The organism is Mycobacterium colombiense CECT 3035, assembly GCF_002105755.1.
Classification (GTDB): Bacteria; Actinomycetota; Actinomycetes; order Mycobacteriales; family Mycobacteriaceae; genus Mycobacterium; species Mycobacterium colombiense.
Map to the genome: position 1 here is coordinate 1,097,820 of NZ_CP020821.1, position 14,616 is coordinate 1,112,435.

The 14,616-nt window shown below is 69.2% G+C and carries 14 protein-coding genes; 11 read left to right on the forward strand and 3 right to left on the reverse strand.

Annotated elements, in window-relative coordinates; translation table 11 throughout:
* Positions 1 to 6: 6 nt before the first annotated feature.
* Positions 7 to 510, forward strand: a complete 504-nt coding sequence (locus B9D87_RS05055) for an isoprenylcysteine carboxyl methyltransferase family protein (protein ID WP_007771553.1) — start codon at positions 7 to 9, stop codon at positions 508 to 510.
* Here B9D87_RS05055 and B9D87_RS05060 read toward each other — a convergent pair whose 3' ends face one another.
* Positions 511 to 1,356, reverse strand: coding sequence for an SDR family NAD(P)-dependent oxidoreductase (locus B9D87_RS05060; protein ID WP_007771552.1), 846 nt, complete (start codon positions 1,354 to 1,356; stop codon positions 511 to 513).
* A 207-nt stretch (positions 1,357 to 1,563) separates the two neighbouring features.
* Here B9D87_RS05060 and B9D87_RS05065 point away from each other — a divergent pair, with 207 nt between their 5' ends.
* Positions 1,564 to 2,613: an alpha/beta hydrolase gene (locus B9D87_RS05065; protein WP_080598547.1), complete on the forward strand. Its 1,050-nt coding sequence runs from the start codon at positions 1,564 to 1,566 to the stop codon at positions 2,611 to 2,613.
* Between the two features lie 161 nt (positions 2,614 to 2,774).
* A complete protein-coding gene (locus tag B9D87_RS05070) occupies positions 2,775 to 5,441 on the forward strand; it encodes an FHA domain-containing protein (RefSeq protein WP_080598546.1) in 2,667 nt (888 codons plus the stop codon).
* An 11-nt stretch (positions 5,442 to 5,452) separates the two neighbouring features.
* Here B9D87_RS05070 and B9D87_RS26955 read toward each other — a convergent pair whose 3' ends face one another.
* Entirely contained in the window at positions 5,453 to 5,617 is a 165-nt protein-coding gene (locus B9D87_RS26955) for a hypothetical protein (protein WP_167540309.1), read from the reverse strand.
* A gap of 253 nt (positions 5,618 to 5,870) precedes the next feature.
* Here B9D87_RS26955 and B9D87_RS05075 point away from each other — a divergent pair, with 253 nt between their 5' ends.
* Genes B9D87_RS05075 through fadD1 form a run of 7 tightly spaced genes read left to right on the forward strand, consistent with a single transcriptional unit; the run spans position 5,871 to position 12,385 of the window.
* The gene (locus B9D87_RS05075) at positions 5,871 to 7,049 is read left to right on the forward strand and encodes an acyl-CoA dehydrogenase family protein (protein WP_007771548.1); all 1,179 of its coding nucleotides are present in this window, start codon (positions 5,871 to 5,873) and stop codon (positions 7,047 to 7,049) included.
* A gap of 21 nt (positions 7,050 to 7,070) precedes the next feature.
* Entirely contained in the window at positions 7,071 to 8,189 is a 1,119-nt protein-coding gene (locus tag B9D87_RS05080; protein WP_007771547.1) for an acyl-CoA dehydrogenase family protein, read from the forward strand.
* Positions 8,186 to 8,686, forward strand: coding sequence for a MaoC family dehydratase (locus B9D87_RS05085; RefSeq protein WP_007771545.1), 501 nt, complete (start codon positions 8,186 to 8,188; stop codon positions 8,684 to 8,686). The genes B9D87_RS05080 and B9D87_RS05085 overlap by 4 nt, the downstream gene beginning before the upstream one ends.
* A complete protein-coding gene (locus tag B9D87_RS05090; protein WP_007771544.1) occupies positions 8,683 to 9,129 on the forward strand; it encodes a MaoC/PaaZ C-terminal domain-containing protein in 447 nt (148 codons plus the stop codon). Before B9D87_RS05085 ends, B9D87_RS05090 begins: the two co-directional genes overlap by 4 nt.
* Positions 9,126 to 10,328: a thiolase family protein gene (locus B9D87_RS05095; RefSeq protein ID WP_007771543.1), complete on the forward strand. Its 1,203-nt coding sequence runs from the start codon at positions 9,126 to 9,128 to the stop codon at positions 10,326 to 10,328. The genes B9D87_RS05090 and B9D87_RS05095 overlap by 4 nt, the downstream gene beginning before the upstream one ends.
* 2 nt (positions 10,329 to 10,330) lie before the next feature.
* On the forward strand, positions 10,331 to 10,732 hold the full coding sequence (locus tag B9D87_RS05100) for a Zn-ribbon domain-containing OB-fold protein (RefSeq protein WP_007771542.1): 402 nt from the start codon (positions 10,331 to 10,333) through the stop codon (positions 10,730 to 10,732).
* Positions 10,733 to 10,765: 33 nt separating this feature from the next.
* A complete protein-coding gene (gene fadD1, locus B9D87_RS05105) occupies positions 10,766 to 12,385 on the forward strand; it encodes a fatty-acid--CoA ligase FadD1 (protein WP_040629921.1) in 1,620 nt (539 codons plus the stop codon).
* 9 nt (positions 12,386 to 12,394) lie between these two features.
* Here fadD1 and B9D87_RS05110 read toward each other — a convergent pair whose 3' ends face one another.
* The gene (locus tag B9D87_RS05110) at positions 12,395 to 13,258 is read right to left on the reverse strand and encodes a DMT family transporter (RefSeq protein WP_040630383.1); all 864 of its coding nucleotides are present in this window, start codon (positions 13,256 to 13,258) and stop codon (positions 12,395 to 12,397) included.
* A gap of 249 nt (positions 13,259 to 13,507) precedes the next feature.
* Here B9D87_RS05110 and B9D87_RS05115 point away from each other — a divergent pair, with 249 nt between their 5' ends.
* Positions 13,508 to 14,605, forward strand: a complete 1,098-nt coding sequence (locus B9D87_RS05115; RefSeq protein WP_007771538.1) for a ferredoxin reductase — start codon at positions 13,508 to 13,510, stop codon at positions 14,603 to 14,605.
* The last annotated feature ends 11 nt before the right edge of the window (positions 14,606 to 14,616 follow it).

The window sequence follows — 14,616 nt, forward strand, 5'->3', positions numbered from 1 at the left end:
GACGCCATGTACTACTACCTGTTCATTCTCGCCGTCGGGGCCGAACGCCTCGTCGAGTTGGCCGTCGCCCGGAGAAACGCCAGATGGTCAATGGCGCACGGGGGCAAAGAGTTCGGACGCGATCACTACCCGGCGATGGTCAGCATGCATGGGCTGCTGCTGGTCTCCTGCATCGTCGAGACATGGAGCCTGGGTCGGCCGTTCATCGGGTGGCTGGGCTGGCCGATGCTGGCCGTGGTCGCACTCAGCACCGTCGTCCGCTGGCGCTGTGTCAGTGTGCTCGGCAAGCACTGGAACCCGAGGCTGATCGTGATCCCGGACGCGCCGCTGGTTCGGCGCGGACCGTATCGCTGGGTGCGCCACCCCAACTACGCCGCGGTGGCGGCCGAGGTCGCAGCCCTGCCGCTGGTGCATTCCGCGTGGCTCACCGCGATCATGTTCAGCCTGGCCAATGCGCTGGTGCTCGCCGTGCGCATCCGCGCGGAGAACGCGGCGCTGGGTTACGCGTGATCAGGGGGCGATGGGCCGATTGGTCCACTGGCGATCGGGCCGGCGCGTCGAGCGGAACCAGCCGCCGGCCGCGCCGGTGCCGCCGTCGGTCGGGATGACGTGGCCCGTGACGAAACCCGAGAGGTCCGAGGCCAGAAACAGGATGACGCGGGCCTGATCCTCGGGCAGGCCCATCCGCCCGACCGGGACCCACTGCGGCCACTGGCGCTGTTCCTCGGCCGAAAGCCATTGCGAATAGGGCACTTGCAGGGATTCGGTGACGTCGGGCGCGATCGCGTTCACCCGCACCCCGTCGTTGCCCACCTGGACCGCGAGACTGCGGGTGAACGCGTTGACGGCGGCTTTGAAGGCGGCATACACCGGATCCTCCGGATAGCCGCGCAGCCCCTCGACCGACGAGACGTTCACGATCGCGCCCGTGCGCCGCTCGACCATGGCCGGCAGGAACGCGTGGGTCAGCAGGAAGACGTGGTGCAGATTGATCCGGTAGAGCTCGTCCCACAGCTGCGGGTCGGTGGCGGCGAAGTCTCCGGGATGGCGCAGCCAGTGGCCCACGTTGTTGACCAGCACGTCTACCCGGCCGAACCGGTCCAGCACCGTCGCGGCCAGCCGGGACACCTGGTCGGGGTCACGGACGTCGGTCACGACCGCCAGCGCCGACCCACCGTGCTCGGTGATCGAGGCCGCCGTCGCGTCGGCGAGGCCGGCGTCGATGTCGGCGATGATCACGTCCGCGCCGTGTTCGGCGAACAGTCGCGCGGTGGCCGCGCCGATTCCTCCCGCGCCGCCGGTGACCACCGCCACCCGGTCGGTCAGCAGCGGATCGTGATGCGTAGCGTGTGTCACCGCTCATATCATCGGGCATTCAGGGAATTGAGCAACAGCCGGTCCGGCCGGATCAAGCCCGCGCGGCAACCGCAACAGAGATAATCGAGTGATACCCATCTCCGCGGCCAGCAAACAGTGATGCACCTGACATTTCTCGTGCGTTAATTCGCCGTTAGCCCTTTGCGGCGGCGGGTACCCGCCCTCCACTTAGGAGGTTGAAGCCCAATGGTGAGTACAGCCGAACCGACACATATATTGCCGAGCGTGGCGACCACGAGGCGCGTCCATCATCGCCACAGCCCGCAGTCAGTTGCCGTAGGACTTGCCAGCCGCTTGATCGTGAAGAACACCGTTCGCGCGTGGGCCATGACGCCGAATCTGCGTTGGCCATTCGAATACGTCGACACCGTCGCGGGATTGTTCCCTCGCGTCGGATACGCGGCGCACACGGAATCGGTGCGATTGGACAACTGTGCCGCCGAATGGGTCCGCGCGCCCGGCGTATCGGGGGAGCGGGCGATCCTGTATCTGCACGGCGGCGCATTCCTGACCTGTGGCCTCAACACGCACCGCTCGATGGTGACCCGCCTGTCGAAGGCGGCCGATGCCGCCATCCTCGCCGTCGCCTACCGGAAGCTGCCCGCACATCAGATCACCGATGCCATCGACGACGGGATCAGCGGCCTGCGCTGGCTGCAGGATCACGGCTACGACGGCGACCGGGTGGTCGTGGCCGGCGATTCCGCCGGGGGGTACCTGGCCTTCATGACCACGCTTCTGGCGATCCAGGACGGCATCATGGAGCCGGCCGGGGTCGCGGCCGTCTCACCATTCACCGATGCGGATCCGGTGCGAAAGCTCAAGCACCCCAACGCCCGTAGATGCTCGATGTTCACCCGCCGGGCCTTCTCGCGGTTCGCCCAATTGCTCAGCAGCGCGCAGGTTGTGGAGGGCGAGGGGCAGGGCGACACCACCGTCGCGTCGCCGGTGGACGCCGATCTGTCCTCGTTGCCACCGGTCACCATTCACGCCAGTTCCGACGAGTTGTTGCTCGCCGATGCCGAGCTGATGGCAAAGCGCTTGGAAGCCAGCGGGATCCACTGCGACCTGCACCTGTGGGACGGACAGATCCACGACTTCCCTTTGGCCGCAGACGTTTTGCCGGAGGGCAGGCGCGCCATCCGGTACCTGGGGGACTTCGTCAAGGACGTCACCGCTGTCCGCGCCAAGGTTCCGAGCATGCGTAGCCTGCGCAATGCCGCGGTGGCCGGTTGAAGGCGTCGAAAGTAACTGCGCTGCAAACCGTTTCGCTGGACCGCTGCCCCGGGGCCCGCGTACCGCTTTCTAGCATGCACTCTGGCGGGCGGTCGCGCGACACCGGGCCGGGCGAACAACCCGGCGCATAACTTGCGCCGCTGCCGTTACAGTTGGTCCTGATGACCCCACCAGCCCCGCCTGCGCTGACCGTGCGCTACGAGGGAGCCGAGCGCACCTTCGCGCCGGGCAACGACGTAGTGATCGGCCGTGACCTGCGCGCCGACATGCGAGTCGCCCACCCGCTGATCTCCCGCAACCACCTGATCGTGCGGTATGACCAGGGCCGATGGATCGCCATCGACAACGGCAGCCTGAACGGCCTGTACGTGCACAACCGTCGCGTCCCGGTCGTCGACATCCAGGACGGCCTGCGCGTCAACATGGGCAATCCCGACGGCCCCCCGCTGTCCTTCGAGGTCGGCCGCCACCAGGGCACGGCCGGCCGCCCCCCGCTGACGACGTCCATACCGATCGTCAGTAACCCCAGCGAACCGCTGGCGCGGGCGCCGCAGAGCCAGCCACTCGGCCCGCAGTGGCCCGGCCAGCCCCAGCAGCCGGCGTCGTCCTCCTTCCGCCACCCCGCCCATCCGCCCACCGCCGCGCAGCCGGGCCAGCAGGCCGGCGGAGCCACGCCGGGCTACCCGTCCGCACCGCAGCCCCGGTACCCGACCGGCGGCCTGCCGAGCGCCCCGCCCAGCGGCGCCCAGCACGCCCCGCAGATCTACCGGTCGCCGTCGGCGCACGCGGCACCGCCGACCACCGCCGGGCCTGCGGCGCCCCAGACGGGCCGCATCGGCGGCGACTCGTCCGTCATCGCGACGTCGATGATGAAGATCCTGCGGCCGGGCAAGACCGGGCTGGACGTGCCCGGCGCGATCAAGATCGGCCGCGCCAACGACAACGACATCGTCATCCCCGAAGTGCTGGCCTCGCGCCACCACGCCACCCTGGTCCCGACGCCCACCGGCACCGAGATCCACGACAACCGCAGCATCAACGGCACCTTCGTCAACGGCGCCAGGGTCGATTCGGCCGTGCTGCACGACGGCGACGTCGTCACGATCGGCAACATCGACCTGGTCTTCCACGGCGGCCACCTGGCCCGCCGCGACCAGGCCGCGACGGCGACGCGCAGCGGCGGGCTCGACGTGCGCGGGGTGACCTGGACGATCGAGAACAACAAGACGCTGCTGGACAACATCTCGCTGACCGCGCTGCCCGGCACGCTGACCGCGATCATCGGGCCCTCCGGCGCCGGCAAGTCGACCTTCGCCCGGTTGGTCGCGGGCTACACCCACCCCACCACGGGAACGGTGTCGTTCGAGGGCCACAACGTGCACGCCGAGTACGCCTCGCTGCGCAGCAGGATCGGGATGGTGCCCCAGGACGACGTCGTGCACGGGCAGCTGACCGTGCAGCAGGCGCTGATGTACGCCGCGGAACTGCGGCTGCCGCCGGACACCACCAAGGACGACCGCGCCCAGGTGGTGGCCCGGGTGCTCGAAGAACTCGAGATGACCCAGCACCTGCACACCCGGGTGGACAAGCTGTCCGGGGGTCAGCGCAAGCGGGCGTCGGTGGCCCTGGAACTGCTGACCGGGCCGTCGCTGCTGATCCTCGACGAGCCGACCTCCGGCCTGGACCCGGCGCTGGACCGCCAGGTGATGACCATGCTGCGGCAGCTGGCCGACGCCGGCCGCGTGGTGCTGGTGGTGACGCACTCGCTGACCTACCTCGACGTCTGCGACCAGGTGCTGCTGCTGGCGCCGGGCGGCATGACGGCGTTCTGCGGGCCGCCCAGCCAGATCGGTCCGGCCATGGGCACCACCAACTGGGCCGACATCTTCAGCACGGTCGCCAACGACCCCGACGGGTCCCGCGCGCGCTACCTGACGCGCACCGGTCCGCCGCCGGCCCCGCCGCCCGCTGAGAAACCCGCCGAACTGGGCGATCCCGCGCACACCAGCCTGTTCCGGCAGTTCTCCACGATCGCGCGGCGCCAGATGCGGCTGATCGTCTCGGACCGCGGCTACTTCGTCTTCCTCGCGCTGTTGCCGTTCATCATGGGGTCGCTGTCGATGTCGGTGCCCGGCGACGTCGGCTTCGGCATCCCGAACCCGATGGGCGCCGCGCCCAACGAGCCGGGGCAGATCCTGGTGCTGCTGAACGTCGGCGCGGTGTTCATGGGGACCGCCCTGACCATCCGCGACCTGATCGGTGAGCGCGCCATCTTCCTGCGCGAGCAGGCGGTCGGGTTGTCCACGTCGGCGTATCTGTTGGCCAAGGTCTGCGTGTACACGGTCTTCGCGATCGTCCAATCGGCGATCGTCAGCATCATCGCGGTGCTCGGCAAGGGCGCCCCGACCCAGGGTGCGGTGGCGCTGGGCAAGCCGGCCCTGGAGCTGTTCGCCGACGTCGCGCTGACCTGCGTCGCCTCGGCCATGCTCGGGTTGGCCCTGTCCGCCGTCGCCAAGTCCAACGAGCAGATCATGCCGTTGCTGGTGGTGGCGGTCATGTCGCAGCTGGTGTTCTCCGGCGGGATGATCCCGGTCACCGCGCGCATCGGGCTGGACCAGATGTCATGGGCGACACCGGCGCGGTGGGGATTCGCGGCGTCGGCCTCCACCGCGGATCTGACCAAGCTGGTGCCCGGCCCGCTCACGCCGAAGGACTCGCACTGGCGGCACACTCCGGCGACCTGGTGGTTCGACGTCGGCATGCTGTTCGTCATCAGCGCCGTCTACCTGGGCTTCGTGCGCTGGAAGATCCGGCTGCGGGGCGGCTGAGCGCTGGACTGTCAGGCGCCCTTGCGCACCAACTGCTCGGCCGCGGCGCGCATCCGGTCGGACAGCTGCAGCAGATCGTGCTCGCCCACGCCCAGCGGCAGCGTGTATGCCAGTTGCCGCAATTCGACGGCGTAGTTGCGCAAATCTTCGCGAAGGCGCATCTCAACAGTGGGCATGAACTTCTCCCTCGGGCTGGGCAGGAGTCTGGTCCGCGTCGACCAGCCGATCTGAAAATTTTCGCAGCCCGTAGGGGCAACCGCGAGGGCGCCGACGCGTATTAACGGGAGTTTGACAGCGAATTTACAGTTCGGGCGTTGGAGCTGTCGGCACGCGCGCGTGCCGCAATACCGAAATTCCTTGCGCCAGCTCGCCGTGGCGTTACGCTGACGACGCTCGGTGACAAGCATGCGGAAAGGCAAAGGCGCCGGAATGGATTTCGAACTCGACGCTGGGCAGCGCGCCTGGCTCACCGAAATTCGTGAGTTTCTGCACCAGAACGTCACCCCGGAATTGCGCGCCGAACTCGCCGAGCACGACCTGGAATTCCCGGACGGCGAGGTCGCCCGGTTTCGCCGCAAGATCGGGGCCAAGGGCTGGTTCGGGCTGAACTGGCCCCGCGAATATGGGGGACTGGGGCTCGGCGCCATTCACCTGCACCTGCTGATGAGCGAATTCGAATACTGGGGCGTGCCCGGCCCCGACTTGACGGTCACCTCGGTGGCGCCGATGATCATGTGGCACGGCACCGAGCGCAACAAGACCGAATGGCTGGCCCCGATCGCCCGGGGCGAAATGATCTGCGCGGTGGGCTATTCCGAGCCGGAGGCGGGAACCGACCTGGCCAGCCTGCGCACCAGCGCCAGGCTGGACGGCCAGGAATGGGTGATCAACGGCACCAAGATCTGGAACAGCGGCGCCCAGCGCGCGACGCACGAATGGCTCTGTGTCCGTACCGATCCCACCGGCGCCCGGCACCGGGGCATCTCGGTCATCATCGTGCCGATCGACAGCCCGGGCGTCGAGGTCCGACCGCTGTACGCGTGGTCGGGTTATCGGACCAACGAGGTGCACTTCCGCGACGTGCGGGTCCCGGTCACCAACCTGGTCGGCGAGGTCAACCGCGGCTGGACCTACATCACCGGTGCGCTCGATCTCGAACGCGGCGCGCTGACCAACGCCGGAGACCTGCGCCGCGCCGTTGACGAGCTGCACGAGCTGGCGGGGCGGCCGCGGCGCGACGGGTCCGTACCCGCCGACGACCCGTCGCTTCGACGCAGGTTGGTGCAGGCGGAGGCCGATGTCGCGGTGGCCGTCCTGATGGGCTACGAGGCGGCGTCGATCCTCGACAGCGGCGTCATCCCGAGCGTCGAGGTCAGTGTCGAGAAGGTGTTCACCAGCGAGCTGCGCCAGCGCATCGCCGACCTGGCGCTCGACCTTCTCGGCCCCGACGGCCTGCTGGCGCATCGCAGCGAACGGGCCCCGCTGGCGGGCAAATTCGAGCGGCTGTACCGGGCCGCCCCGCTGATGCGCTTCGGCGGCGGCACCAACGAGGTGCTGCGCGACATCATCGCCCAGCGCGGGCACGCGATGCCCTCCTATGGGCGCTGACCCCGAGCCCCGCCCCCGCCGATGAAGACGATCCTCACCGCCGAACAGCGCGAGTTCGCCTCGGCGTTGCGCGCACTGCTGGCCGCCGAGAACCCGATCGCTCTGGTGCGCGCCCTCGCCGAACCCGGCGCGGACCGCGGTACGCCGGCGCTGTGGAAGGCGCTGGCCGATGCGGGCGTCTTCGGCCTGGCCATCAGCGAGGAATACGGCGGCGCCGGCGGCTCGCTCGACGACCTCGCGGTCTTCTACACCGAGGCCGGCCGCGCGCTGTGCCCGACGACGGTGCACAGCAGCGTGCAGGCCGCGCTGGCCATCGACCAACTCGGCTCCCCGGCCGCGAAGTCGCGCTGGCTGCCGCCGCTCGCGTCCGGGGGCATCCGCGCCACCACCGCGCTGTGGAACGCCCGCGACGCCGGCGTCGTCGCCCCGCCGCTGCACGCAGATCCCGCCGGAGAACGGTGGCGGCTCAACGGAACCGCGGACTACGTCCTCGATGCCGACATCGCCGACCTCATCGTGGTGTCGGCCGCGGCACCCGGGCGCACCCTGCTTTTCGTCGTCGACGTCGGCCTGGTCAGCGTGGAACCGCTCGACATGGCCGGCGGGCTGCGGGCCTACACGGTGCGCTTTGACGACGTGGCCGCCGACGCGGCGCCCGACGGGATCGCCGCACCGGCGTTGCGCCGCCTGGCCAACACCGCCGTGGCGCTGGGATCGCTCGACCTGGTCGGCGTCGGCCAGGCCGTGCTGGACCGCACCGTCGACTACACCAAGCTGCGTCATCAATTCGGCCGGCCCATCGCGTCGTTTCAGGCGGCCCAGCATCTGGTCGCCAACATGCACATCGCGCTCGCGGCGGCGCGACTGGCCGCGCACGCTGCGGTGTTCTGGCTGGGCCGCGGCCGGGTCGCGGCCAGGGAGACGGCCGTCGCGCGCATGCATGCGGCTGCCGCCGCGCGGCTGATCACGCTGGACGCCCACCAATTGCACGGCGGCATGGGCTATGTCACCGAGACCGACCTGCACCTGTGGAGCGAGCGCGCACGGCTGGGCTCGACGCTCGGCGGCGGGCCCGACGTCGCCGCCTGCTGGCTCGAGCGGAGCATGCACGGGGAGACCGATGAAGGGGAGCGCCGTTGAGCGAGGACAGTCTGATCGATGCGGAATCGGCATCGCGGGTGGGCACCGTCGCCGCGTCGGCGACCGGTGAGGTGAACCGGCGCGACTGGCAACGCTGGGCCGCGGCGGTGGGTGACCACAACCCGCTGTATTTCGACCCGGATCACGCGAGGGCCAATGGATATCGCGACATCATCTGCCCGCCGTTGTTCCTCCAGTACGCGATCCTCGGGGTCTCGCCGCTCGGGTCGCTGCGCCCCGACGGATCGTCCGGCGCGGTCTCCGGCGGCCTGGCCTTCCCCCGGGCCCCCAAACGGATGGCCGGCGGCGAGAGCTTCACGTTTCACCTGCCGGCCTATCACCGCGACGAGATCGAGATGGTCCGCACCATCGCCTCGATCATCGAAAAGCAGGGCCGCTCCGGCAAATTCGTTCTCGTCACCTGGCACACGGTGTACCACAACCAGCACGACGACCTGCTGGCCGAAGCGTCGACCTCGATGATCGCCCGTCCATGACCGGTCAGCAGCCGTTCTTCGAGGACGTCGCGGTGGGCGACGACATTCCCACCCTGACCGTCACCGTCGACGAAACCCAGATGTTCTTCTTCAGCGCCGCCACCTACAACGGCCACCGGATCCACTACGACAAAGAGTGGGCCCGCGACACCGAAGGCTACGAGAACATCCTGGTGCATGGCCCGCTGCAGGCGGCGCTGCTGGCCCGCGCGCTGGGCGACTGGATCGGCGGGCGCGGGCGGCTGGTGTCGTTCTCGGTGCAGAACCGGGCCGTCGCCTATCCCGGCGAAGCGCTCAGCTTCGGTGGTGAGGTCACCGGTAAACGGCTGAGCGACACGGGAACCGGGCTGGTCGACCTCGTCATCGCCGGGCGCCGCGACGCCACGATACTGATGCCGGGCATGGCGACGGTCGAGCTACCGATGCGGGGAGCCCAGCCGTGACCGGGCTGCGCGGCGAGGCGGCCATCGTCGGCATCGCCGAGCTGCCCGCGCAGCGGCGGCCGACCCGTGCGCCGCTGTTCACCCTCGACCAGTACGCGGTGCTGGCGAAGATGGCGATCGAGGACGCCGGAGTCGACCCCGGCTGTGTCAACGGCCTGCTGACCCACGGCATCGCCGAGTCGCCCATGTTCGCACCGGCCACACTGTGCGAATACCTGGGCTTCGCCCTGGATTTCGGCGAGCGGGTAGATCTCGGCGGGGCCACCGCCGCCGGAATGATCTGGCGGGCCGCGGCGGCCGTCGAACTCGGCGTCTGCGAAGCGGCGCTCGCCGTCGTGCCCGGATCGGCTTCGGTACCCCAATCCGAGCGCCGGCCCATGCCCGAGCCGAATTGGTATGGGGCGTCGTCGAACAACTACGGCTCGCCGCAGGCCGAATTCGAGATTCCCTACGGCAACGTGGGCCAGAACGCGCCGTATGCGCAGATCGCCCAGCGTTACGCCGCGGAATTTGGTTACGACCCGGCCGCGGTCGCCAAGATCGCCGTCGACCAACGCACCAACGCGTGTGCGCACCCCGGCGCGGTGTTTCACGGCACCCCGATCACGGTGAACGACGTGCTGGACAGCCCGATGATCGCCGACCCCATCCACATGCTGGAAACGGTGATGCGCGTGCACGGGGGAGTGGGCGTATTGATCGCCAACGCCGACATCGCGCGCCGCGGCCGCCACCGCCCGGTGTGGATCACGGGCTTCGGCGAGCACATCGCCTTCAAGACCCCGACCTATGCCGAGGACCTGCTCTCCACCCCGATCGCACGCGCGGCCGACCGAGCCTTCGCGATGGCCGGGCTGAACCGGTCCGAAGTGGACGTCGCGTCGATCTACGACTGCTACACCATCACGGTGCTGATGAGCCTGGAGGACGCCGGCTTCTGCGCGAAAGGCGAAGGCATGTCCTGGATTACGGAGCACGACCTGACCTTTCGCGGTGACTTCCCGCTCAACACCGCCGGCGGCCAACTGTCCTTCGGCCAGGCCGGCATGGCCGGCGGCATGCACCATGTGGCCGACGGTGCGCGCCAGATCATGGGCCGGGCCGGCGACGCGCAGGTGGCCGACTGTCACACCGCGTTCGTGACCGGCAACGGCGGCATCATGAGTGAACAGGTCGCACTGCTCCTGCGGGGGGACTAGCCATGGCCCACCCCGTCCCCGAGCCCACACCCGTCTCGCGGCCGTTCTGGGACGGCCTCGCGCAGCACCGGATCCTGGTGCAGTATTCGCCGTCGGCGCAGCGCTACGTGTTCTACCCGCGCACGCTGGCCCCGGGCACCCTGGCCGACGACCTGGAATGGCGCGAAATCGACGGCGCTGCAACGCTGTACACCTTCACGATCGCCCGCCGGCCCACCGGGCCGCCGTGGCAAGACGCGCTGCCTCAGTTGCCCGCGGTGGTGCAGTGGGACGCCGGGCCGAAATTCAGCACCGAACTTGTCGATGTCGAACCCGGTGACATCCGGGTCGGGATGCGGGTGCGGCCGGTGTTCTACGATCTGCCGGAAGAGGGCATCACCCTGCTGAAATATCGGCCCGCATGACCTTGGGCGGCCACGTCGGAGAGGAAGCGATCCCTGCTGGAGACGGTTCAACAGCTATTGCGGCAGCGTCGCGACGACGACAGCCCGGCGCTCGCCCACGGCGAGGCGACGTGGACCTGGCGCCAACACCTCGCCGAGGCGGAGGCTGAGGCCGCCGCGCTCATCGAACTCGCGGACCCGGCGCGCCCGCTGCATGTCGGTGCGGCGCTTGGCAATTCACCGGCGATGTTGCGGGCCATGGCCGCGGCCGCGCTTGGCGGCTACGTACTGTGCGGCCTCAACACCACGCGGCGCGGTGCCGGATTGCTAGCCGACATCCGGCGATCCGACTGCCAGCTGCTGCTCGTCGACCCCGACCATCTCGAACTGCTGGAGGGATTGGACCTCAACGGCATTCAGGTGCTCGACGTGACCGGCGCACGCTACGCCGAAGCCGTGGCCGCGGCGCCCCCGCTGGTCCCCGTTCGCGAGGTGGCCGCCGCCGACACCCTGATGATGATCTTCACCTCGGGCACCAGCGGTGACCCGAAGGTGGTGCGGTTCGCCCACGGCATGGCGATCATGTGCGGTGCAAGCCTGATCTATCAGTACGACGTCACCGCCGACGACGTCTGCTACCTGTCCATGCCGCTCTTCCATTCCAATGGCGTCGCCGCCGGGTGGGCCGTCGCCATCGGCAGCGGGGCCACCATGGTGCCGGCCCGGTTCTCGCCGTCGCGCTTTCTCGACGATGTCCGCCGCTACCGGGTGACCTACCTGAACTACGTCGGCAAGCCGCTGGCGTTGATCCTGTCCACCCCCGAGCGTCCCGACGACGCCGACAACACGCTGCGGGTGGCGTTCGGCAACGAGGCCACTGATCGCGATATCGCGGAATTCGCAAGGCGGTTCGGCTGCCGGGTGATCGACAGCTTCGGCTCCAGCGAATTCGCGGTCATCGTGGTGCGCGAGGACGGCACCCCGCCCGGCTCCATCGGCAAGCCGTACCCCGGCGTGAGCATCTACAACTCGACGACGCTGCAAGAGTGCGAGACCGCGCGGTTTGACGCGCACGGGGCGCTGGCCAATTTCGATGACGCCGTCGGTGAACTGGTCAACACCCAGGGCGCGGGGCCGTTCGCCGGCTACTACAACGACCCGGCCGCCACCGCCGAGCGGATGCGGCACGGGATGTATTGGTCCGGCGATCTGGCCTACCGCGACGCCGACGGCTGGATCTATCTCGCCGGGCGGACCGCCGACTGGATGCGGGTGGATGGGGAGAACCTGGCGGCCGGCCCGATCGAGCGGATTCTGGCACGGCTGCCCGAGGTCAGCCAGGTCGCCGTCTACGCGGTGCCCGACGAGCGGGTGGGCGACCAGGTGATGGCCGCCCTGGTGCTGCGGCCCGGGGCCAGCCTGCAGCCGGAGGATTTCGCGAAATTCCTTGCCGCCCAAGCCGATCTGTCCCCGAAGGCGTGGCCGCGCCACGTCCGCATCAACGATCGGTTGCCCTCGACCGCGACCAACAAGATCCTCAAGCGGGCGCTGATCGCCGCGGGCGTCACGGCGCAGGACGGTGTGTTGTGGACGCGGCCCGCGCGCGGCACCGGCTACGCCCTGGCGGGTGACAGCGCCGACGGCCGCGACATCGGCCCTCGGGTCGTGAGCTAGCGGGCCGGCTCAGCCCGCTTCCTCGGGGGCCGGGGCCTCGCCGAAGCGCGCCAGCACCAGGGTCCCGGACACCGCGACGGCGAACCCCGCGATCACCAGCCAGCCGAGGCCGTCGCGCGCGGTGTCACCCAGCCACACCACCCCGACGAACGCCGGCGCCAGCGTTTCGCCGACCACCATCCCCGCGACGGCCGTGGTCACCGATCCGCGGTGTAACGCGGAGGTGAGCAACAGAAACCCCGCGGCGCCACCCGCGGCCGCCGCGTACAGGGCGGGGTTGGTGTAGAAGGAGCGTTCGGTGGGATCGATCGCGTCCACCAGGCGCACGCCGACCTCGACGACGCCGAAACCGGTTCCGGCGCCCAACCCCAATACGAGGGCACGGGCACGGTCGGGCAGACGTCCCGCGGCGGCGCCGCCGGCGAAAATCGCGGCCACCACGCCCAGCAGGGCCCAGCCGAGTCCGGCCGGGGCGTGCCGAAAGTGGCCCGGCCCGGCGGCGAGGGCGAGGGCGACCAGGCTGGCGCAGACGACGCCGACGGCCGTCCACTCGGACGACGACAAGCGCGCCGAGAGCACCGACGCCGCGACGACGCCGGTGACCGCGATCGAGGCGGCCAGCGCCGCCGCGACCACATAGATCGGGACGAGGCGCAGCGCCGCGACCTGCAGCGCAAACCCGGCGACGTCCAGGCCGACACCGGCCAGATAGCGCCACTGGCGCACCGCGCGCAGCAGCAACACCGCGTCCACCCCCGAGCCGCTGCCGGCTTCCACCGAGCGCGTCCCCGCCGCTTGCAGCACGGTCGCCGTCCCGTAGCAAAGCGAGCAACCCAGCGCGAGGAGGAAGCCGATCAGCACACCCACCGACAGTAGGCGACCGGCGTCGTGCGGCGGGCCGGCGCGGCGGATGATCCTGCAAATCACCTGAACAAACGTTTGGGCCCCGCGGGCCCGGGGCACCTCACAGGTATCCCTCGCCACAGCGGAAAATCGAGCACCGAACGGCCAGTGAACGGCTGAGATTTCCCTGTGTGCGCGTTGTACATATGTATAAACCTGTGCGACAACCACATTCGAAACCATGTTTAGAGTCGGTGTACAACTGTGTACTCTGGCGCTATGGCTGAACGCGGCGCCCAGCCCCACGTCCCCCGGGGACGTCGGCTGTTCCTGCGGGCGGTGCGGCGGCTGTTCAGCCCGCTTCAGCCCGACGATTACCTCGAGATGATCAATCCGCTGTGGACCACCAAGGAACTGCGCGGCAAGGTCGACCGCATCGAGCCGGAGGGTTCCGAAGCGGCCAGCGTTCTCATTCGTCCCGGCTACGAATGGCCCGGTCACAAGCCCGGTCAGTACGTGCGGCTCGGCGTGGTGATCGACGGCGTCTACCACTGGCGTGCGTATTCGCTCACCTCCGATCCGACGCCCGAGGACGGGCTGATCAGCGTGACGCCCAAGAAGGTCGACGGCGGCGTGGTCTCGCCGTACCTGGTGCAGAAGATTCAACCGGGAGACCTGGTTCGGCTCGGTGAGATCGAGGGCGTGTTCACCCTGCCCGAGCCGCTGCCGGCCAAGCTGCTGTTCATCAGCGCCGGCAGCGGCATCACCCCGATCATCAGCATGCTGCGCAGCCTCGACCATCATGATCAGCTGGCCGACGCGGTGGTCATTCACTCCACCCGCACCCGCGAACAAACCATGTTCCTGTCCGCGCTCGAAGAACTCGACCGCCGGCACGAGGGGATGCGGCTGGACCTGCGCCTCACCTCCGAGCGTGGCCGGCTCGGGCCGGACAACCTGGACGAGGCATGTCCGGACTGGCGCGAACGTGAGGCCTTCTGCTCGGGCCCCGGCGAGATGCTCGACGCGCTGATCGAGCACTGGGAAAACAACGGCGATCGCGACCGCCTGCACTTCGAACGGTTCCAGCCCAAGATCGGCGGCGACGCGAACGCCGGCGAGGGCGGCACGGTGTGCTTCCTGGACAGCGAGAAATCCGTCGAATGTGACGGCGCCACATCGATTTTGGAGTCGGGGGAGCAGGCCGGGCTCAACCTCGCCCACGGTTGCCGAATCGGAATTTGCCATACCTGTGTGGGAACGCTGAAGTCGGGAAAGCTGCGTGACCTGCGCTCAGGTGAAGTGACCGAGCCCACCGGGCAGGACGTCCGGATCTGCATCAACACCGCCGAGGGCGACGTCGAACTCGAATTGTGATCGAAAGGAGC